Below are 21,876 nucleotides of genomic sequence, written 5' to 3' on the forward strand. Positions count from 1 at the left end.
CTGAGAAGAGCAATCGACTTCGATTACTTTATTCTCGGGAGGGCTTTTTTCATGTCTTGGAACAAGATGGTCCGCAGCAAACGCACGATCGCCGCAGGCATTGTCCTTATTTGCGCCGCGATTTCCCCGTTTGCCTACGCCGCCGGCGAAGCGACGCTTCAGGCGGTAACGGTGCAATTTCCGGTTTTTTCGGCAGGCAAACAGGTGAAGTTGGAAAAGGACCCGGTCGTCATCGACGGCAGCGCGTACGTGCCGCTGCGTTCGCTTGGCGAGGCGCTCGGCAAGCAGTTGGACTGGAACGATTGGAACCGGACGATTACGCTCCAGGAGAAGCCGGTCATTACGAATACGTATGAGCTGCGCAATCCAGGGCCGATCGGCAGCGGCATCAGCATGGGCGGTTTTTCGGCGCTGACCCGTTTGCCCGGCGATCCGGACAACGTGTTCTATACGATGGGCGACCGCGGACCGAACGGGCAAATCGGCAAAGACAAGGTGCGCACGTTCCCGGTCGAACGGTTCAACCCGGCGATTTACAAAATCAAGGTGGAGAACGGCGCAATCGAAATTGTCGATACGATCAAGCTGAAGCTGCCGGAAGGCAAAGCTAACGTCGTGACCGGCGACACGGCGGTTACCGGTTTGTCCAATCTGGCCGGCCCGGATGAAATTCCGTACGATGAAAAAGGCGTCAAGGTGCTGTCATACGATCCCGACGGCCTCGATCCGGAAAGCATCGCCTACAACCCGAACGACGACACGTTCTGGATCAGCGAGGAGTACCGTCCTTCGCTCGTGCATGTGAAGCGCGACGGCACCGTCATCGCCCGTTATGTGCCGCAGGGGATGAAAGCGAAGCTGGAAGCCGCCGGCGCGCAAATGAATCTCGTCGAGCTGCTCCCTGCCATTTACAACAACCGCATCGCCAATCGCGGGTTTGAAGGCGTGGCGATTTCGCCCGATGGCAAGACGCTGTATACGTCGATCCAAAGCCCGCTTGCCGTGCCGGACAAAAAGACCGGCGAAGCGTCGCGCAACCTGCGCATCCTGAAAGTCGATCTCGAAACGGTGAAAGTGACCGGCGAGTATGTTTACGTAGCGGAGAATGCCAAGGATTACGTCAAAACGGAGCAGAAAGACGAAGTCATCAGCGACCTGCACGCGCTGAGCGGCAGCGTGCTGCTCGTCGACGAGCGCGACAAGCTGTCCGGCGCCGATTCGCAAATCAAACGCGTCTACAAGTCCGACTTCAGCAAGGCAACGAACCTGCTCGGCACCGAATGGAGCGACAAGCTGGAAGGCTATTCGGTTCAGCAGCTGAAAGATCTCGGTATCGTACCGGTCACGAAGGAACTTGCGGTCGATCTGGTCAAGCTCGGCTACCAGCCGGAGAAATTCGAAGGGCTTACCGTCATCGACAAGCGGACGATTGCCGTCGTCAACGACAACGACTATCAAGTCAACTACGACGAAAACGCCAACCTGACGTTTACCGGCGTGCCGACACAACTGCTGACAATCGACGTCAAAACCGATCTGTTCTGAGCCGGCTCGCTTCAGCCGCAACAACGATAATAGCCGCAGCGCCCGGCGGACGGGCATTGCGGCTATTAGGTGCGGAGCGGCGGCGCACCTCGGCCTCGTTGCCGGGATGTGCCGGTGCTGCCTACGGCTGCGGCTGCGTCAGCTGCATGTCCATCGGGCGCAAGGGTTCGATATGTACATGGGCGTAATAGACGTTGTGCCGTTTGCGCATGCGCCGCTCGATGTGGTCGGCGATTGCGTGGCTGTCGGCCACGCTGAGCTCGGGGTCGACCAGCACGATAATGTCGACCAGCACATGGTTGCCGTGAATGCGCGCGCGAATGTCCTTGATCCGGCTTACGCCGGGCACGCTGGCGGCGGTTTGGCGGAAGCTGTCGAGCTCGCCGACGTCGAAGCCGTCGGACAGGGCATGGGACGCTTCCTTGAAAATATCCCACGCCGTTTTGGCGATCATGAAGCCGACGACGATCGCGGCGACCGGATCGAGCCAGGAGACGCCGAAACCGGAGCCGAAGACGCCGACCGCCACGCCGATGCTGACGAGCATGTCCGAACGGTTGTCCTGCGCCGCGGCCATCAGCGCGTTGTTGTTGATCCGTTTGGCGACGCCGCGGTTATAGCGGTAGACCGCATACATGCAGACTGCGGAGCCGAGCGATACCCAACCGGCGATCATGCCGGGCGCTTCGCCGGCGTCCTGGAACAATGCGCGCACGGCCTGGATGAGCACCTGGATGCTGACCGTTGCCATAATGAACGACGCCACGAGCGAGCTGATTGTCTGGGCGCGCAAATGGCCGTACGGATGGTCGCGGTCAGGCGGCTTCTGCGAAATGCGCAGCCCGATCAGGATGGCGACGGAAGCGATAATGTCGGTTGTATTGTTCAAACCGTCGGCCGTCAGCGCTTTCGAGCCGGAAAAGTAGCCGAAGGCGATTTTGGCGGCGGCCAGCAGCAAGTAGGCGCCGATGCTGACGAGAGCGCCTTTCTCCCCGGCTTTGATGTCGCTTGCTTTGTCGTCGTTTGCTGTCAAGGAAGGCACCTCCCCTCGCGTCCTCCAATCATTATTGCCATCTTACAATACCGCTATCATGTGGGTCTAGAGAAACAGTTTTGGTCCTGTGCGGGAAAAGGTGGCGCGGGGAAACATCGTTCACCCGTCTCAACTGACCGGAACGGTTTATGGTATAGTGAAAGAAAGAGTCGGGGAGGCGCGGCGTACATGACTTCCCGCTTGGCTCGTACATACCGGGATCGGAGGAAATGACGTGGGAAATATTATCGGGCTTGCCCTTGTCGTGGTAGTTGTTTTATTGCTGTTATCCGTTGTTTCGCAGCGTCGGCGGACCGGCGGATCGGTCAATAACGGTCGCGGGGGGGCTGGCGGACAACGAGACGGCAGGAGGTTCGGATATACGAGCGCCGGGCTGCCGGAATCCGTCGGCCTTCGCCCTGAAGCGCCGCTTGCCGCGGCGGTGGAGCGGCTGGAGACGGCGCTGTCGCCGGCTTTTCGCGAGCGCTTGAAGCAGCGCGTGATGTCCGCGCATCCGGGGATGTCGGAGGCGGAGTATGAATGGAAGCTGGTGGAGCTGAAGCGCTATTTCCTGATGAGCGCCGTGCTGCGGAAGCTGCCGATGTTCAGCGCGGCGGTCGACGCCGTTTGGCATGAAATGCTGATGTTTACGCTGGATTACCAGCGGTTCTGCGAGCGGTTCTCCGGCGTGTTCCTGCATCATGCGCCGCATGCCGCGCCTCAGCCGATGCCGCAGGAGCGGGCGTGGTTCGATTGGGTTTACATCCAGCTGTTTGCGGAAACGCCGTTCAGCAGCGTGATTTGGGGACCGTTCTGCCGCCACCCGCTGGCGAAGGAACGGCTGCACAGGCTGCAGAACGGCAGTCGGGAACAGCTGCTGGACGAATTGTTCAACCGGGAAGCCGCAGCGCGTCACGACGATCTTGCGCAAACGATCGACTGGCTGATCGATCAGGCCCGGAACCAGATCGATCGGGCGCCTTCGTACAACGAACAGCGGAACGATCGGACGGCTTTCACCAGCGATCCCATGTCTTATATGGCCGGCGCGATGATCGGCTATTCATTAATGGGCGATGGTCTCTACGACCGGCATATGGCCGATATTTATCAGGAGGACGAGGCGCGGCGCAACGATGCCGCTTGCGGCACCGGGTTCGGCGCGGCGGACGGGGATTACTCGGACGATCGGGATGGCGAATCGGGTGACGGTGGCGGCTCGGACAGTTCGGACGGAGGCGGCGGGTCGTCGTGCAGTTCGGGCGACAGCGGAGGCAGCAGCTGCAGCAGTTGCGGGGGCGGTGGCGATTAATACGGGAGGCCTTGCCGGTTTGGTGTCGGCAAGGCCTTTTGTTGGTTATGAATTGTTTTTCTCCATCGCCGCTTTCAACGCGTCGGCCAGGCTGGATCCCAGCGATTCTTTATCGCTGTATTGATTGATCAGCTCGCGGTTGTTGCGAGCCGCTTTGCGTCCGCCGCCGCTGCTCGCCTTGTCCCCTTCAAGCATTTCAATTACGTTGCAGCGCCGGCACTGCGCGTATTTGCCCGCTTTGCCGGTGTGGATCTCCATCTTCTTGCTGCACGTCGGGCAGCGTTTGTTGATCAGCTGCGGCTCGCCGGCCCGGCGGTAATCGCATTCGCGGTTGCTGCACACGAGCATCAAGCCGCGTTTTCCTTTGATTTCCTGCAGCAGTTGGCTGCACTGCGGGCATCGGCTGTGCGTCAAATTGTGCGGTTTGTAGACGGCATCGCTCGCTTTGACCGCCTGCACCATCGTTTGCGTCATGCCGCGGATGCCGGACAGAAACTTCTCCATGCTGCCTTGCCCTTTGGCGATTCGCTCCAACTCCAGCTCCCACTGCGCGGTGAGCTCGGGCGAACGCAGCTCGCTTGCGGCGAGCTCGATCAGCTGCGTGCCTTTGCCGGTCGGCCGCAGCGTGCTGCCGCTGCGTTCGATCGTATCGGTGCCGAGCAGCTTCTCGATGATGTCCGCGCGCGTCGCCGGCGTGCCGAGGTTGCCGCGCTCCATCGCGGTAAGCAGCGCCGCTTCGGTGTAGCGGCCGGGCGGCTTCGTGAACTGGCTGCGCTCGCGGCATTCGCGCATGGCAACGGTTTCGCCTTCGCGAACCGGCGGCAGCGCCTGCTCCTGCAGCCGGTCGGCCGTTTCGCCGTTCGCGCCGTCTTCGTTGTCGTCCGGATCGGATAAGTCGATCGTTCCGTATACTTCCTTCCAGCCGGCTTCTTTCATAATGCTGCCGGAAGCGTGAAACGACTCGCCCGCCACATCGACGACGACGGACGTTTGATCGAACCGGCATGGCGCGTAGAACAAAGCGATAAACCGCCTCACAATCAAATCGTACAACTTGCGCTCCTCATTGGACAAGGCGCTCATGTTGACATACTGGTCGGTCGGGATGATCGCGTGGTGATCGCTGACCTTGCTGTCGTCGACGATTCGTTTGCCGATCGCCAGCGGCTTGCGCAGCAGCGCCCCGGCGAGCTGGGCGTACGGGCCGACGGCGATGCGCTCCAGCCTTCCTTTCAGCGTCGGCGCCATGTCGGATGTCAAGTAGCGGGAGTCCGTGCGCGGGTAGGTGACCAGTTTGTGCTGCTCGTACAGCCGCTGCAGCAGCGACGATGTTTGTTTGGCCGAAAAGCCGTACCGGTTGCTGGCATCCCGCTGCAGCTCCGTCAAATCGTAAGCGAGCGGCTGGGGGATCGTTTTTTCCGTTTTGCGCACGCGGACGATGCGGCCTTGTTTGCCGCTCACTTTGGCCCGGATCGCTTCGGCCTTCGCCTTGTCGAAGATGCGCGCCTCCTGGTTGGCGCCGCGCCATTGCCCCTGAAAGCCGCCAAAATCGGCGGTCAGCGTCCAGTATTCGACCGGCTGGAAGCGGCGAATTTCCTCTTCGCGGGCGATCATCGTCGCCAGCGTCGGCGTTTGCACGCGCCCGGCGGCGAGCTGGGCATCGTACTTGCTCGTCAGGGCGCGCGTGATGTTCAGCCCGATCAGCCAATCGGCTTCCGAGCGGCACACCGCCGACTGGAACAGCCGGTTGTATTCGGCGCCCGGCTTCAGTTTGGCGAAGCCTTCGCGAATCGCCTGATCCGTCTGCGACGAAATCCACAGCCGCTTGAACGGCTTCTTCCAGCGGATCAGCTCCATGATCCAGCGCGCGACCAGTTCGCCTTCGCGTCCCGCATCAGTAGCGATGACAAGCTCGGACAAATCGGCGCGTTTGCTGAGCTGCTCGATGGCTCGGAATTGGTGCGAAGTTTCCTTGATTACCTTGAGCTTCATTTTGTCCGGGATGATCGGCAAATCTTCCAGCTTCCACGTTTTGTATTTGTCGTCGTAATCCTCGGGCTCCGCCAGCGTCACCAAATGGCCAAGCGCCCAGGTGACGACGTAGTTCGGCCCTTCGTGGTAAGATTTTTGCTTGTTATGGCAGCCCAGCACGCGGGCGATTTCTTTGGCGACACTCGGTTTTTCCGCCAGTACCAATGCTTTCATCGGCTTGCTCCTTTTTTGTCGACATTCGTTATACATTCGCTCTCGCTGCCACCGAAATAGGCCATAAAAAATGGCTTATTCGTCACTTTTTATGCGGTCCGGGGGAAATAGCCAGTGAAAACACTGGCTATTGTGGCCCAAATGCCCCTCAAACGCTAATTTCAGCGAAATAGCCAGCGATTTCACTGGCTATTTTGTTGTTGGGGGCTATTTTGGGGGGAATAGCCAATAAAAGATGGCTTATTTTTGAGAGAGTTCCTGTTTGTGCGCTGTCCCGGTGAGATTCCCGTCTGCAATCTGACGCTATTGTAGCAAAAAGTCGGGCCGCAGGTAAAACATACGCCGGATCGATCCGACAATTTTTTTGCAAGGGGCTATCAATCCTGTGGGAAATATGGTACTGTGTGGAAAGGGTAATTTTCCCATCCGTTGTCGAGTAGCGAAGGACGCACCGAACCGTATTTGGTTGGGGTGCGTCCTTTTGTCGTTGATCTTGATAGTCCGTCGATCGAGAAGGCGGCGTCGGATGGCCAATAAAGGGGACGGAGTGTGAAAAGGATGAGAGTCAAAGGGTTTGAGTTGGCGGCCGGTTTTGTGTTGTTGGCAAGCATTGCAGTGGGCGCGGCGGGCGGCGGGGCGGTCGGGCATGCGGCGGCGGGCGCGGGGCAAGGGCAAACGGCAGGGGCCGGTATTACGGCATCCGGCGTATTCTCGGATTTGGCCGGGCATTGGGCGGCTTCATCCGTTTCGGATGCCGTTTACCAAGGGTATGTCGACGGTTACCTCGACGGGACCTTCAAGCCCGAACAAAGCGTGACGCGTGCGGAGTTTGTGAAGATGGCAATGACGGCGCTGAAGCTGCCGCTTGGTCCCGCAGGCGGCGTCTGGTACGACACCTATGTGCGTGGCGCAGTGTCGGCGGGCATGTACAAGTATGATTTTGCGTCGGGGACGTGGGACGATCCGATCACTCGCGAAGAAATGGCGATGCTGGCCGTGCGCGCGGCAGTGAAGGATGTGCGGGATGCAGTAGCATTCGACCAAAAGAAGTATATGTACGCGGCGACGAAGGCGGGGCTTATTCAAGGTATGGACGATACCGGCATGCTCGGCATGGATCAGCCGACGACAAGGGCGCAGAGTGTGACGATCATTGAACGGATATTAACGGTGAACAGCGGCGGGAAACTGGTGGCAGATAAGTACGCGATTAGCAACGCCGAACTGGCTTGGCACAAAACTAATATCTTTACCGTAATGCCGGAGTTTTTCAAAATGGAAGAAATGACTGCTGATGGTCAGTGGAATCCGAACAATTTATTCGTCGAGACGACAGATGGGAATTATCGTGGCGAACTTGATGCTCTAGTGGCTATTGATCTCGCAGACCCTAATGACCCTAATAGAAGACTATTGCCGGAACTAAATAAAATGCAGTGGTACAAGTGGACATCAAAAACGGTAGGATATCCGGTGAAAGATTATCCGAACAGCTATGTTCTTATCTATCAATCACACGTCGATTACAATACGGACAAGAATGTCTATGTAGAAAGCAATCACATTAGTAAAAGTTTGAGTGGATTAGAATCACCTGAAGACAAAGATCAAGCATTCATGAATGGTGAGTTAAACCGCATCACAAGCATTTTCCTTACAAAAGATGGGGATACCGAAGCTTACATTATCCCAAAAATAATTGCCGCAAATGCTACTCAAATCGATATTTCAATCTATGCTCCTGCTCGCCCACCTGCGGATATTGCGAGAAAGACCCTGTTGATTGTTCGTCCACGAAAGGAGTAGGGATAGAAAACGTTAAATGGATGTGGAAGGAGAGTACACTTGCATGAAGAAACGCCGAACTCTGATTGCCTTTTTTCAAATCATCATTCTTCTGTCCAGCTTAGTTCCTTTGAATATATGGAACTTTGCCAGTACAGCAGGACAAACACAATTGAGCGTTTCTTATCCGGAAAGTTCAGTCGTGGGATCACACTCATATTCATCTAGTTCATATTTGACATCGAACGATGTGACTGTTTCAGCTGCAGCAGGAAAGAAAATAAACAAGATCAGCTTATACTACGGAGACGGTACTCTCTATCAGGACAATATAACACCTGGCGCGGTTGGACAACATTCATGGAACGGAACAATCTATGTATCTGGTTCATCTCTGAATGTAAAATCGGAAAAAAATAAAACTACACTCGGATATTACGCATGGTACCGATATGGGGTCGGAACAATGGGGAATCTATGGTATGCAGACGGTGTAACAGCTTCCCCTTGTGGTGGCGCAGCAACTCAGTTTGATCCATCATATCCTTCGTTGCCACTTTTTCCGGCCTGTTCAGACAGCAACTTATTGATGTCTGGTTCGAGAACCGCTCAGTATTTTGCAGGTTCAGATCAGATTCCTGCAAGTGCAGTGTCATCATCAGATATTACCTTTACAACAACAAAAAATACGCAGGATGATATTCCCGGCCCTGCAGGCGTTGCATCTGGCAAAACCGATTACACGACATCCATCATCACTACCACTGGTACGTTAGACAACTTCTCTGTCAAGTACTCACAGAACTTCAATCACGAAGCTGATTGGATCCGACTTGCAGCTCCAGGTGCAGCTGTAATGGTCTATTATGCCGCTTTTTTTGTCGATATATCTTCGAAAACTTATAAATATCCAACAAAATTAACGGTCGAGTACGCTGACGACGCCACACCTTATGTGACGACAAACTGCGCCGTCTCCCCCACCAGCGTAGTCAACTACACCAGCGGCAACGTTCTTGTCGCCGTAACCGTCGGCCCATCGACGCTGAACAACCCGCCCGCAGCCCCAATTAACGGCTGGCGAGCAGACGCCTCCTACAGCGGAGGCAAAGGCTCGCAGAGCAGCAGCTACGCATCAACGAGCGCGAGTGGCGGCAGCAAGACGCTCAATCTGACGATCGCAGCGGCAGATATCGATCTCTCCAGCCAACCAACGCAGACCCTCACCATCGACACGAAAGCGACTGTATATACGTCAGGAGGTAATTACGAAACAAGCAAGTCTTGTACGCTCACCATTACCAAGGACAGTTCCACACCATCGCCGGCTCCAACCGCGACACCGACGCCGACGTCAACACCAACTCCGACTCCGCCATCATGCAGCACGCCGGCAACGGCAGCCATCAACGGCCCGAGCAGCGCCAAGCAAGGCGCGGAAGTCTATTTTTCCGGCTCCGGCTCGAAACAAAACGGCGGCGGCACAAACTTGTCGTATCAATGGTACTATGGTTTGCAAGACGGCAGCGGCAACGTCGGCAGCCTTATCACAGGCCCGATTGGCCGCGATGTGATCATTACGTTCGATTCAATCGGCACATATCGAGTGTGGCTCGGCGTCACCGATCTGGACAAGCCTGCCTGCGGCGCACAAACGAACATGACGCTCCAGATCAAGTCGCCCGGTCCGGATGCGAGCATTCTCGTTACCGGCGACAAAAAGGAAAAACGGCCGATGGTGCTTGACGGCTCCGGCAGCTCAACGCCTGCCGCTTTTCCGATCACGAGCCGCACGTTCACGGTAACGCCAGTTTCCGCCGGCGTCACCGCAGCGGATATTGTGACGATCGGCAGCTTGTCCGGCACCACAAGGCTGGACGTGATGTTCCGCAAACCGGGCGATTTCAAAGCCGCTTACACGGTCTGCAACGCAATTGGCTGCGACACCGCCGAAAAAACGTTCACCATCGCGCCCGACCAACTGCCCGTAGCGGTTCTGGACACGGCGGCTAAAGTGTACCGCGACCCGGACAACGACAACAAAATCACGTTCAATTTGAGCAGCGACTCTTATTCACCCGACAGCGATACGCTCGGCACGCTGGAGCTTACCGGCATTTACGATGCCGACAACGACGGCTCCTGGCTCGACGAGGACGACCGGATGACGATCAATATGAATATGGTCACCGGCAAGGCAACCGCAGAAGCGACGCAAGTTGGGCACTACCTGTTCGCGTTCCGTGTGCGCGAAACGTTCGATCCCGGCCCGTTCGCCGCGTACATCCACGACAGCGATTATCTGTGGTCCGACGTGACGTTTGCCGAGGCCGAAGCGGATAACCAGGCGCCAACCACCGGGCTCAATGCGAGCAAGGAGTACAAGGCGGACATCTACGTGAACATCGGCAATCTTTCGGCGGCCGAACAGAATTACTTCCGCAACAACATCAACACGCTGAAAACGACGTTGCAAGCGAACCAAGTGAAGGCGAACATCAAAACAAGTACGTGGGATCCAATCGGAGAAAGCGACTACTTGAAGGACAGCAATACGAAGCTGAACCACGACATGAGCTGGAGCAACCCGGTCGACCACAAATATTTCGTCGGAGCCACCAACACACTGGCCGAGCAAGGCTCGATCGGACCGCCGGTCGCTCCGCTGGCATTGGCGCTGAATCAGTACCCGACATCCGTGCAGGTGGGCAGTACAACACAAGCGCTGTTTCCGAAGGTCGGACCGAATCCAACGGTCATCAATTACGACTATGCACCGAATAAACAATGGTCGCTGCAAAAGGACAGCAAAGGCAACCCGTTTATCTTGGAAATCGAAGATACCGGCGACCAGTTCCGCCACAAGTATCAGATGATTTCTTCCAGCATGGGATCGTTCCCGCTTGTGGGAGCATTCAACGGACTGAATCAAATTGTCGGCCATCCCAGCTACGTGAATGGCGAGTGGGTGATCTGGTCGGCGGAAGGAATCTATTATTTCGACACCTACCAGCAGCAGGCGAACTACTTCCGCAAAGCATCGAACCATTACGCGCCGACAACTTCCCCTGACAACTACGTGGTTTCCAGCGGAGTCGTCGATACGTACGTGGATGGCTACAATGTCGGTTCCAACACCTACTGGTTTGGCGCCCAAGGCACGGTCAACACCCAGTATTTAGGCTATCGCTACAACGGCAGCTTGCGGACAATGACTGATTTCTACCCACAAATCTATGACGCCGAAGTGGTCGGCGACAAAATGGTCATCATCGCCAACAAAATAACCGGAAACGTGCCGCACAAAATTACCTTGCAAATTGGCAACGTCATTAGCTCCGAGGCATTGACCGGGGCGCCGACCGGCTACCCGATCCGGTACAGCATCAACCAAAATAAAATTTACGCCGTCGGTTACGACAAACGCACGGTGACCGCTTACGACATGACGAGCAAAACGGTGCTCTGGACGAAAACGGCTGACGTCAATGTGTCCTTCATGGATATTGGCCTCGATTATGACGGCCAGCCCATTTATTTATTCAAGCACGCGCTGACGTCAACGGTGCTGTACATCAGCAAAGAAGGCGCGGCATCGTCCGGCACCACCAATATCATGAATCAAATGACGCAAGAGTCGATTCCGCCAAACGCTATTTCGTACAACACGCAGGGAGACTACTCCTGGTTCAATAGTTACCAAGCCTACTATTATGCCAATGACTGCCCATATGGGGGATGCGCGACAACAACCAAGGGTACGGTCATCCAGGTTCACAAGATGGACCGCAATGGCAAGGAAACGTACAAAGCTTTCCCGGCAGCTGATGGCACGTTCATTTTTGCTACCTATACCTATGAAGACGGCAATGTGGCCATTTTCGGCGTCACAAACAACAAGATTTTTTACGCCTTGGAGGAGGAGCATTACCAAATCAAGTTTGCACTCGAGAGTAATCCTTACTTTTCTCCCAATCAGCCCAATTTACGCACATACCGGGACAAACTGGGGCGACCCTATCTTTTGGCGAACGGCGGCGTGTACTATTTTGACAAAACGACGGGAAAGTTTGGGCCTAATCTCGCGACACATTACGCAAGTTCGGAAATGGGCTTGTACATCACCGACGATCAACAAGTCAAATCCAATGCTTTATCCGGCTTTTGGCAGCAGTATGGTACGAACAATATGTACCAACTGGATCTAAACGGGAAGATCGTGAGGGCCGGGACTACAGAAAGCGTGATAAACAATTACAGTATGCCGAGTTATGCGTCAGGCTCCCTCGATTACGACAAGGATGGCTATTACGCGGCAACCATAACGATCGTGGATGACAGTTACACCTACCGGACCTATTTCTATACGAATCGTCCGGAGTTTGTCTCACAAATGGAGGTCATGCACCCTACAACAGCCAATACCCCGAGCTATTCTTTGTACGGTTCCGACGGTACGCAAACGAACGGGATGGCGATCTACGGCAAGAACAATGTCCGGGTTAAGTTCGGCGCTGACAACAATTTATATGTGTACGCGGGGACCGGACCCGCAGCAATCTATCGGCTCAATCCTGGAGTCGCCTATACCGGCAGCCTCACGCGGACAGGTGCGATCATGAACTCGACGGTATCGATCAAACAGTTTATCGGCAACACCGAATATGTGGCCAGTGCCGGGTACACGAACTTGCCTGCCGCCAAGCCGCAGCCGCCCATTCCGTCCTATCTCGTCGATCAGACTGTAGGCGCAACCAAAGACGACTTGATCTACGATTCCGGAAACTACCAGAATAATCGAATCGAATTCGATTCCAGCTCGAATTCTTACAGCAGACTGAAATACAACGGGACAACGGACGCGTATGATTTTACGTTCTTCAACCCAGGCACGAAATCTTATGCGCGCACATCATTGCCCAAAAATGGACTGGCGATCGAGGAGAGTCTCAAAACGTTCCGCAACGGCGCCTACCTGTATATGCGATATAATGGCAGTGCGCCTTACAGTATCTACAAAACGACTCGCAATGGCACCTCGTTAGTGGATACCATTACGGGTGTTAGTCTGTACTCCGGGATCTCTTCGATTCAGGACGATGCCGGATATACTTATACGGTTTATAGTACTTCCACAAGTACCTGGAACGGTTCGTCCTACGTTACCGATTTCATCACGTATTTGCGTACGAATCGCAGCGGTACTTTCGTCACGATGCAGTTGTTACCTACAAATGGCTGTCTCCTGACTTCCAAGCTTTTCTTATCCGGCGGCTATATCGCTTTTACTTGCAATGGTTATAGCGTTGCTTTGCAGGGGTACTCCGGGCAAGTGTTCCGGTATATTAAACTTTCGGATCTCTCGACCGGAACGGCTACCAGTACCCTCCTTACCCAAGGGCTGTACAACATCACCAATATCGCTTACGACGGGAAAAATTTCTTTGCCGTAGGCCAGTACAACGTCTGGGTCGACGACTGGGGACAAAATGTCTATTACCCCGGCTTCATCTCTACAGCGCTCAATCAACGATTGCCGGGCTATAGTTTCCTGCTCGACGATTACGACTTGTATCTGGTCGGCTCGGGGATGTTATATCGGTTCAACAAAGCGGACATGACGCTGCTCGATGCCGGATGGCTGCCGGCGGTCAGTTACCCTCAGTCGGCATTCCCGTTGAAAGCGAAAGGGAAAGTCATTTATCTTTCCTCGGACAACAACGGCAACGTTTCGGTCAAGGCAGCTGGCGCGATCGATATGAGCCAGAACGATCCGGCGTTCGTCAACACGGTCGGCGGGCAAAACATCCGCACGATCTTCACCGGACCGTCATCCATCTGGGGCGCGGTGCAAACCCTGGTCAAACAAAGCGGCGGCACGTACCTGCCTTATACGTCCGCAGCCGCAGCGCTGGACGATATCGCCGCGTACATCGCCGCGGATATCAAACAGTCGGATCCGTCCGGCGGCGCGCTTTATTTTCTGCAGGGAGACTCGGTCGATTTTGCCGGGGTGTATCAGGATTACGAGTCCGATCCGATGCAGGCGGGCAAGTTCCGCTTCACCCACGACCCGAACGTGTTCGACAACAACCAGGGCACGGTGCCGGAGAGCGGGCAGGACATCGAGACGCCGTTATCCGGACTGAACAAGGTCGGCATGTACACCGTCTATTTCCGGGCGCAGGACGATCCGACGCAAGGAAACGCCGCGGTGAACCCGTATGCCAAATGGAGCGCGATCCCGGCCGATCCGCTGACGTTCTATGTGCACCGGCGACCGATTGCTCATTTCAGCGTCGTGCTGCGCGACAATCCGGCCAACCCGTTGCAAGCGACGGCGACGATCAAAGAAGATTCGTACGATGCGGACCATTCGATCACAATGGCGACAACAACAAAAGGCATTGCAGCAAAAGCGTGGAAATGGAAGCTCGCCGCCGACACGGAATGGACGGACGGCACCTTGCCGTCGCCGCTGGCGAAAAACACGACGTACATGCTGTCGCTGACCGTTACCGACATTGAAGGCGCGGACAGCATGCCGTATACGATTTCGTTCGACACAGGCCCGGCCAATATCACACCGAACCATCCGCCGGTTGTGACGATAACGAACCCGGCCAGCGCCGATCCGACGAACCCGACGATCGTCAGCACCACGACGCCGACATTCGAGTGGACGTATACGGACGCGGAAAATGATCCGCAGGTTAAATACGAGCTGTACGTGTACAACAGCAGCAACACGCAAATCTACGATTCCGGTTGGGTAACGTCCGTCGCGCAAACACGTATGATGCCAGCATACTATTTGACAGACGGCCAGACTTACTCGGTTCAGGTGAAAGCGAACGACGGTTATGCCGATTCGGCGCCGGCGGCGAAAAAGTATTTCAAAATCGTACTCAACCAACCGCCTTCGGCCGACGTAACAAATCCAAGCGGAACGGCCAAAGCGACGGCGACAATTGTCAGCACGACGACGCCAACGATCCAGTGGAGCCAAACCGATCCTGATGCAGGCACCGTGTTCAAAGGATATGAGGTGCAGATCACGAATGAAGCGAATACGCTGACGTGGACGAGCGCCGGCTGGTCGTCCAATGTTGCGGCCACATCGTCCGGCGCGATGGCGCAGAACACGTCCGCACCCGCGCAAAGCTGGGCGGTACATGCCGCGATGCCGCTGGCCGGCGGCCAGTATTACCGGGTACGCGTACGGGTGCAGGACGATAAAGCCGTTTGGAGCAACTGGTCGACGCAGAAGTGGATGTACATCAACCGTCCGCCGACGGCTGCATTCGATTGGACCCCGAAGCCGGCGTGGGAGGGAGACACGGTAATGATAGCCAGCCAGTCGTCCGATCCTGACGGAGATCCGCTAAGCTACGTGTGGGCGGTCGAGAAGCCGGACGGCGGCTTGCTGACGGGTGCGGCGCCAACCCTTGTCGTCCCGGCTGCCGCGCCCGGCGCATACAAGACGACGCTGACGGTTTCCGACGGCCGTACGACTGCAAGCGCCTTGCATACGATCGATGTGCTGCCGCTGACCATTCAGGCGGACGTTCGGCATACGCCGGAGTGGCTGGCCAACCACGAAGCGCTTGGGCATGTTACTACGGGGCGTCCGCAAGATTTTTATTCCGGCGAACGCCTGGTATTGAGCGCCGCCAGCGCGCCGGCGCCGGTTGAGGAAGCGACAGCCCGGCTGCAGGCGACAGGCGCGGACGGAACGCCGTACGATCTCGAAGTCGCGCTTGCTCCGGACAGCTCCGGCTACCGGTTCGACGGCGAGTTGTTCGACGAACGGATGCTGACGGTACCCGGCCGTTTGCCGAACGGCGTTTACCAGATCCGGTTCCGTCTTCGTTATGCGAACGGCATTGTTAAAACAGAAGATGTTCCGATCACGATTATCGGCAGCATTCATGAATATGTCGGCGTCCACCGGGTTCGCTGAATAGCAAATGAGTCCACCATTCTATCGAATCGCTCTATTGTTGCCGCCGCTTATTTTGCGGATAATGAAAGCGATTCTTGAACATGGCGGAGGCGAACAGTGTGAGCTACATGGCGCAAGCGACAGCACGGCCGGATCGGTATTTGGTAGGCGCAGATCAATATTCATCCTACAAGCAGAACGGGTTTCTGAAGGTGCCGGGGCTGATCGCCGCGGACGATATCGCACGATTGCTGGCGTGGACCGAAGATTTGATGACGGGGCGCGTGCAAGTGCCTGGAGCGGAATTTCAGCCCTCCGACAAGCCGAATCCCGATTTTTTGCAAAAGTTTACACGGGTCCATATGCTGCATCGCCTGCATGAAACGGCGGAGTGGGGGCTGCTGCATCCGCGTGTCCTGGACGTCCTCGAAGCGTTGATCGGACCTGACGTGACGGCGCTGCAATCGATGCTGTTTTTTAATCCGCCGGGCCGCGGCGGGCAAGGCTGGCACCAGGACGCTTATTATATCCGCACTTATCCCGAGACGTTGATAGGCGCATGGATTGCGCTTGAGGAGGCCGACGTCGACAACGGCTGCTTGTGGGTGGCGCCGGGCAGCAGCCGCGAACCGATTTATATGGCGGAAGGCCAGGACGGCTGGGTGCACGCGAACGGCGTCTTCGGCGACATGCAGTTTGCGGTGAACGCAAGCAACCTGGACGACGAACTGAACTCGCTTTCCAAAGTGGCGGCCCGTTACCCTGATGTGACGCCGGTGCCGATGAAGCCGGGCGACGTGCTGTTTTTTGAATCGCATCTGCTGCACCGTTCCTACCCGAATCGCACGGAGGACCGGTTGCGCCGCGCCTATGTGTGCCATTACTGCAACGCACGCTCCTGGGTGCCGTGGAACCACGGTTCGCCTTATGAAGGCGATTCTGCGAATTACTTGCATATTTTGGCCAGGGGGCAAACGCATTTGCCTTATGCCAAGCCGGCGTTCGGCACGCCGCTCGATTTGCCCGAACCCGGGAGCGGCATCGGCAAAGGCGGACTGCCCGTCATGATGGCGTCGCCGGACGGCAATATGGAAGAACGGCAGCAGCCGCCGGGGATGACCGACGACCACGATTGAACGGACTTTCCCGGGCCGGCGTTATCGGCTATAGTGGAGGAAAACGTCGGGACAGGTCGGTGTGAGGCGATGACCGAACAGATTCGCAAGGCCGCGCCGTTGCCGCGCCTTATCATTTGCGGCGACGTGTTTGCCGCGGCAGGCGCAAGCTTGCCGTATCGGGAGCTGGAAGATTACGAACTGGTTTATTTTCCGATCGGTTCTCGCACCGTCTATGAAGTTGGCGGCAAACGCATCCGGATCGACCGGCCGGGTTACATTGTGACCCGGCCCGGCGAAGGGCATACGTATGAATTCGATCCGGACGTGCCGACCCGGCATTTGTTCGCCCATTTCGTCTGGGACCCGCTTCCTCCCCGCGAGTATTCGACGCTGTTGGCGGAGGCGCACTACGTGCCGGAAACGAGTCCGCTCCTCATCGACCTGCTGCAGCGTATCTTTCAATACGGCGAAGCCAAGGCGCATCGCTGGGAGACACGCTGCAACAAGCTGCTCTACGTGCTGCTCGACGAGTTGGCGGCGCTTTACGAGCTCGGGGCGGCGGCGCCCGGAGGCCACGGCAAGCTGCTCCCGGAGCAACTGCAGCGGGCGTACGATTATATCGGTACGCATCTGTATCGGACCATTCGCGTCTCCGAGCTTTGCGAGCATGCCGGCTGGACGCATGCCCATTTCACGCGCCAGGTGCGCCACTATTTCGGCGAAACGCCGCAAATGCTGATCATGCGGCTGCGCATCGAACGGGCGAGCGAACTGCTGCCGTTCGGCAAGTGGAGCGTGAAACAAATCGCTTATGCGGTCGGCTTCGAAGACGAGCATTACTTTTCGCGTTGCTTCCGACGCATCAAAGGCATGACGCCGAGCCAGTTTCGCGACCGTTACCGGCACGATCGGCTGCACAATATCGCCTTGCCCGACGAACCGCCGACCGGACCCCGGCAGCACCGGGTGTTCCGGTTTCCGCAACCGGCGGAAGACGCTTCAACATGAGAATCGCCTTTCTCCCCGAACCCTTCGGGCCGGGAGAAAGGCGATTTGTTCATGAGTTCGTGCTGCGGCGATACAAACCGCCGGGCGCGTGGAACTGGTACAACGCGCATTCGATGCGGCCGTTGAACAGCTTGCGTTTCTTCGTGGCGGGCCGACCGATGTAATGCTCCAACTGACGGCTTGGCGATAGCACGAACATCGACCAATCCGGATGGCCGGCGGCGACGGAGCCAAGCTGGCGCAGCGCCTTCTCCACTTCGTCGCGGTCGCCAATCCGCTCCCCGTACGGCGGGTTCGTTGCGATGCAGCCGAACTCGCCGACCAGGCGCGTTTTGGCGACCGGCTGGACGGTGAGCCGCAGCTCTTTGGCAAGCCCGGCCGCTTTGGCGGCGGCTTGCGCCACTTCGATTGCGGCCGGATCGATGTCGCTGCCGGCGATATCGAGCGGCACATCGTCGCGCAGCAAGTCGTACGCCTCGTCGCGCGCCTCCTGCCACAGCCGCTGCGGCACGTTCGGCCACGCCTCCGCCGGGAAGCTGCGGCGCAGCCCCGGCGCGATGTTCCAGCCGATCATCGCCGCTTCGATCGGGAATGTGCCCGAGCCGCAGAACGGATCGACGAACGGTCGTTCCGCGTTCCAGCGGCTCAACAGCACGATGGCCGCCGCCATCGTTTCCTTCAGCGGCGCTTCGGTGACGAGCTTGCGATAGCCGCGTTTGTGCAGGCTGGGGCCGGTCGTATCGATGGTCAGCGTGGCGATGTCGTTCAGCAGCGCCACATCGACGACGTACCGCGCCCCGGTTTCCTCGAACCAGTCGGTGCGGTAGCGCTGCTTCATCTTTTCCACAATCGCTTTCTTCACGATCCCTTGGCACGCCGGCACGCTCGACAGCTGCGACTTGTGAGAGCGGCCTTCCACCGGAAACTCCCCGCGCTCCGGAATCCAGTCCGGCCACGGCAGCGCCTTTACCCCTTCGAACAGTTCGTCGAACGTTGTCGCGCGGAACTCGCCCATTTTGACCAGGAGGCGGTCGGCCGTGCGCAGCCACAGGTTGGCGCGGCAAATGGCGGCTTCGTCGCCGGCGAACGTCACCCGCCCGTTCTCCACCTGCATATCCTCATAGCCGAGCTCCTTGATTTCGCGGGCGACAACGGCTTCAAGTCCCATCGGGACGGTAGCGATCAATTGCAATTTGGGCATCTTCTAACCTCTTGGCATCAAGTTGTGATCCGGCCGGAAAAGCCATACAATACAGTAGTATAGGCGAAAAGAGGGCTGCATACAATTGTGCGGAACCGCATCGGTCCGCTTGGGGAAGGATGATCGTGATGGAAACCAAACAACGCGAACAATATGCGGAATCGCTTGCGGCGCACGACGCCGAGTTGGAACGGGTGAAGGAAGGCATTCGCCGCCACGGCATGCCGGAAATATCGATTGCGCCGGGTTACGGCAAGCTGCTGACGATGCTCGTGAGAATGACGGGAGCAAGCCGCGTGCTGGAGATCGGCGCCCTTGGCGGCTACAGCGGCATTTGTCTGGCGCGGGGGCTTGCGGACGGCGGCACGTTGACATCGCTCGAACTGAAGCCGGAATACGCGGCGCTCGCCCATGAGCATTTGCGGCAGGCGGGGCTTGGGGAGAAGGTCGAATACCGGGTGGGAGAAGCGCTGGACAGCCTGGAACAGCTGGGCGCGGAAGGAAGGACGTTCGACTTCTTCTTTATCGACGCGGACAAAGGGAACTACCCGAACTACCTCGATTGGGCGCTTCGGCTCGGCAAACCGGGGGCGATCGTCATCGGCGACAACGCGTTCATGAACGGCAAAACGTTGAACGAAGAAGAGCGCGGCAACGCCGTCACGCAGATGCGCGCGTTCAACGCGCGCATGACGGGCGATCCGCGGCTCGAAGGCGTGCTGCTGCCCGCTTACGACGGGCTGACGATCGCCCGGTTTCGCTAAACCCGCGTAACGGATTGAGCGGGGCGGGGCAAACGTTTGCTGCACTTTGCGCAGCCTTACGCCTTTGCTGCCTTGCGCTTGCCGGAGCCGAGCGTCCGTTTGACCCAGACGCTGTTCATCAGCAGCAAAATTCCGGACAAAACGAACACGCCGCGAATCGACACCCAGCCGCCAAGCAAACCGCCGACGAGCGGGCCAAGCATGTTGCCGAGGCTGAGCGTGCTCGTGTTCAGGCTGTAGGCGCGGCTTTCCATGCCGTCCGGCGTAAAGCGGCGGATGAGCGTGTATACCGACGGCAGCAGGCCGCCCATAAACACGCCAAGCAGGAAACGCGAGGCGATCAGCTGCCACACATTCTCGACAAGCGCCTGCGGCACGAAGCTGAGCGCGGCGCCGATCAGGCAGATGCCGAGAATTTTTTCGGCGCCGAGCTTGTCGCCGAGCCGGCCGAGCAGCGGTGAGGCGATCATGTTCGAGAAGCCGTTCACCGAGCCGACGAGCCCGGCAAAAAAGGCAAGCATCGCCGTTTTGCCGTGGAGGTCCTGCACGAACAGCGGCATCAGCGTCATCGGGCCGAGCAGCGCGAACTGGATCAGGAAGGTGACGGAGAACAGCGCGGGCAGCTGGGGGATCTTGGCCAGCTCGCGGGCGCCGGCGAGCACGGAGACGCGCTCCTTCAGCTTCGCTTTCGTGCGGTCGAACGATTCGCGCACGAGCAGCAGCGCAATGATCGATGCGGCGAACAACAGCGAGCCGGTGATATAGAAGATAGGCCGGTAGCCGAACGCTTCGGCCAGCAAGCCGCCGATCAGCGGCCCGAGAATCGTGCCGGCGACGCCGCCCGATTGCAGCGTTCCCATCGCGAAACCAATTCGTTCTTTTGGCGTATTGATCGAAATCAAGGCAATCGCCGCCGGCGCGAAGCCGGAGATGGTGCCGTTCAGCATCCGCAGCAGCAACAGCTGCCACGGACTGTGAGCAAAGCCCATCAGCGTCATGACGATGGCCATGCCGAAGCCGGAGCGCAGCAGCATCATTTTGCGGCCGTAGCGATCGGCAAGGCCGCCCCAGATCGGCTGGGCGAACAGCGACGTGACGAAGTTGGCGGAGAAAATCAGACTGGCCCAAAGCGCGACTTCATGCTCGTTTTGCATGCCCATTTCCTGCAAATACAGCGGCATGAACGGGACAATCATCGTCATGCCGGCCATCGTCAGAAATTGGCCGATCCATAGCACCGACAAGTTGACTTTCCAGTTAATCAATGCGATTCCTTCTTTCTTGCTCGCCAAGGTGCAACCAGCTGTGCAAACCGATATCGAAAGGGGGCCGCCGGACGGCATGCTTTTTTTGCGCAAAGAATCGTTTCGCGAGTATGTTCGGCGTTATCCGGTCACGACGCTGCTGCTGGCGATCCAGATCGCCTTGTACATCGCGACGGAAGTGTATGGGAGCTCCAAGGACGAGCTGACGCTGGAGCATTTCGGCGCGCTGTTCCGCGACGGCGGTTCTGCGCCCGAATGGTGGCGCTACATTGCGCCGATATTCCTGCACAGCGGCATCGAGCATCTGTTGTTCAACAGCTTTGCGCTGCTCGTATTCGCTCCGCCGCTGGAACGGCTGTTCGGCCCGCTCCGGTATGCGGCGTTTTATTTATTGACCGGCATCATCGGCAATATTGCCACCGATCTGTTTCACAGCGAACCGTACATGGCCATCGGCGCATCGGGTGCGATATTCGGCGTGTACGGCGCTTACATTTACATTGGTCTGTTCAAGCCTGAGGTGCTTGACATCCAATCGCGCAAAACGATGTATACGATCGTCATCATCGGGATCGTGTTTACGTTCATTTCGCGGCAAGTGAACGTGTCCGCCCATCTCGGCGGCTTCGTCGCCGGCGTGGCGCTTGCCGCGGTCATGTCGCTGCTGCCGCTGCGCCGCTTCGACTGACGCGCCG

12 protein-coding genes are annotated in these 21,876 nt (G+C 57.4%); 8 read left to right on the forward strand and 4 right to left on the reverse strand.

Annotated features, from left to right (window positions below):
• The first annotated feature begins 51 nt into the window (after positions 1–51).
• Positions 52–1,545, forward strand: coding sequence for an esterase-like activity of phytase family protein (locus EXY20_RS21480; RefSeq protein WP_235886130.1), 1,494 nt, complete (start codon positions 52–54; stop codon positions 1,543–1,545).
• Between the two features lie 121 nt (positions 1,546–1,666).
• On the opposite strand, the gene EXY20_RS21485 is transcribed toward EXY20_RS21480, so the two are convergent.
• Positions 1,667–2,578, reverse strand: coding sequence for a cation diffusion facilitator family transporter (locus EXY20_RS21485; protein ID WP_167859411.1), 912 nt, complete (start codon positions 2,576–2,578; stop codon positions 1,667–1,669).
• A 235-nt stretch (positions 2,579–2,813) separates the two neighbouring features.
• Between EXY20_RS21485 and EXY20_RS21490 the strand changes: the two genes are divergently transcribed.
• Positions 2,814–3,890, forward strand: a complete 1,077-nt coding sequence (locus EXY20_RS21490) for a glycine-rich domain-containing protein (RefSeq protein WP_135554167.1) — start codon at positions 2,814–2,816, stop codon at positions 3,888–3,890.
• Between the two features lie 45 nt (positions 3,891–3,935).
• On the opposite strand, the gene EXY20_RS21495 is transcribed toward EXY20_RS21490, so the two are convergent.
• On the reverse strand, positions 3,936–6,095 hold the full coding sequence (locus EXY20_RS21495) for a DNA topoisomerase III (protein ID WP_135554168.1): 2,160 nt from the start codon (positions 6,093–6,095) through the stop codon (positions 3,936–3,938).
• A 558-nt stretch (positions 6,096–6,653) separates the two neighbouring features.
• Here EXY20_RS21495 and EXY20_RS21500 point away from each other — a divergent pair.
• The 4 genes from EXY20_RS21500 (at position 6,654) to EXY20_RS21515 (ending at position 17,951) form a co-directional block, all read left to right on the forward strand.
• On the forward strand, positions 6,654–7,901 hold the full coding sequence (locus EXY20_RS21500) for an S-layer homology domain-containing protein (protein WP_135554169.1): 1,248 nt from the start codon (positions 6,654–6,656) through the stop codon (positions 7,899–7,901).
• 934 nt (positions 7,902–8,835) lie between these two features.
• Complete coding sequence (locus EXY20_RS21505) at positions 8,836–15,843, forward strand: glycoside hydrolase family 78 protein (RefSeq protein ID WP_135554170.1); 7,008 nt, start codon at positions 8,836–8,838, stop codon at positions 15,841–15,843.
• Between the two features lie 110 nt (positions 15,844–15,953).
• Positions 15,954–16,961, forward strand: a complete 1,008-nt coding sequence (locus EXY20_RS21510; RefSeq protein WP_235886139.1) for a phytanoyl-CoA dioxygenase family protein — start codon at positions 15,954–15,956, stop codon at positions 16,959–16,961.
• Between the two features lie 69 nt (positions 16,962–17,030).
• On the forward strand, positions 17,031–17,951 hold the full coding sequence (locus EXY20_RS21515; RefSeq protein WP_135554172.1) for a helix-turn-helix domain-containing protein: 921 nt from the start codon (positions 17,031–17,033) through the stop codon (positions 17,949–17,951).
• Positions 17,952–18,000: 49 nt separating this feature from the next.
• Here the strand turns inward: EXY20_RS21515 and EXY20_RS21520 are convergent, their stop codons facing one another.
• Positions 18,001–19,152 carry a THUMP domain-containing class I SAM-dependent RNA methyltransferase gene (locus EXY20_RS21520; protein ID WP_135554173.1) on the reverse strand — a complete coding sequence of 384 codons (1,152 nt, stop codon included), beginning with the start codon at positions 19,150–19,152 and terminating at the stop codon, positions 18,001–18,003.
• A gap of 128 nt (positions 19,153–19,280) precedes the next feature.
• Here EXY20_RS21520 and EXY20_RS21525 point away from each other — a divergent pair, with 128 nt between their 5' ends.
• Positions 19,281–19,916, forward strand: a complete 636-nt coding sequence (locus EXY20_RS21525) for an O-methyltransferase (protein ID WP_135554174.1) — start codon at positions 19,281–19,283, stop codon at positions 19,914–19,916.
• Positions 19,917–19,972: 56 nt separating this feature from the next.
• Here the strand turns inward: EXY20_RS21525 and EXY20_RS21530 are convergent, their stop codons facing one another.
• Positions 19,973–21,181 (reverse strand): MFS transporter, encoded by a 1,209-nt coding sequence (locus EXY20_RS21530; protein ID WP_135554175.1) that lies wholly within the window; start codon positions 21,179–21,181, stop codon positions 19,973–19,975.
• Between the two features lie 40 nt (positions 21,182–21,221).
• Between EXY20_RS21530 and EXY20_RS21535 the strand changes: the two genes are divergently transcribed.
• Positions 21,222–21,869, forward strand: coding sequence for a rhomboid family intramembrane serine protease (locus tag EXY20_RS21535; RefSeq protein ID WP_235886131.1), 648 nt, complete (start codon positions 21,222–21,224; stop codon positions 21,867–21,869).
• The last annotated feature ends 7 nt before the right edge of the window (positions 21,870–21,876 follow it).

The sequence above is a fragment of the Paenibacillus cymbidii genome (genome assembly GCF_004764705.1).
In the GTDB taxonomy this organism is placed as follows: Bacteria; Bacillota; Bacilli; order Paenibacillales; family NBRC-103111; genus Paenibacillus_AN; species Paenibacillus_AN cymbidii.

What these genes read in the sequence shown, in the direction of transcription:
- EXY20_RS21480 (WP_235886130.1), top strand. Translation starts at nt 52, where the DNA reads ATGTCTTGGAACAAGATGGTCCGCAGCAAACGCACGATCGCCGCAGGC.
- EXY20_RS21525 (WP_135554174.1), top strand. Translation starts at nt 19,281, where the DNA reads ATGGAAACCAAACAACGCGAACAATATGCGGAATCGCTTGCGGCGCAC.
- EXY20_RS21500 (WP_135554169.1), top strand. Translation starts at nt 6,654, where the DNA reads ATGAGAGTCAAAGGGTTTGAGTTGGCGGCCGGTTTTGTGTTGTTGGCA.
- EXY20_RS21495 (WP_135554168.1), bottom strand. Translation starts at nt 6,095, where the DNA reads ATGAAAGCATTGGTACTGGCGGAAAAACCGAGTGTCGCCAAAGAAATC.
- EXY20_RS21520 (WP_135554173.1), bottom strand. Translation starts at nt 19,152, where the DNA reads ATGCCCAAATTGCAATTGATCGCTACCGTCCCGATGGGACTTGAAGCC.
- EXY20_RS21510 (WP_235886139.1), top strand. Translation starts at nt 15,954, where the DNA reads ATGGCGCAAGCGACAGCACGGCCGGATCGGTATTTGGTAGGCGCAGAT.
- EXY20_RS21515 (WP_135554172.1), top strand. Translation starts at nt 17,031, where the DNA reads ATGACCGAACAGATTCGCAAGGCCGCGCCGTTGCCGCGCCTTATCATT.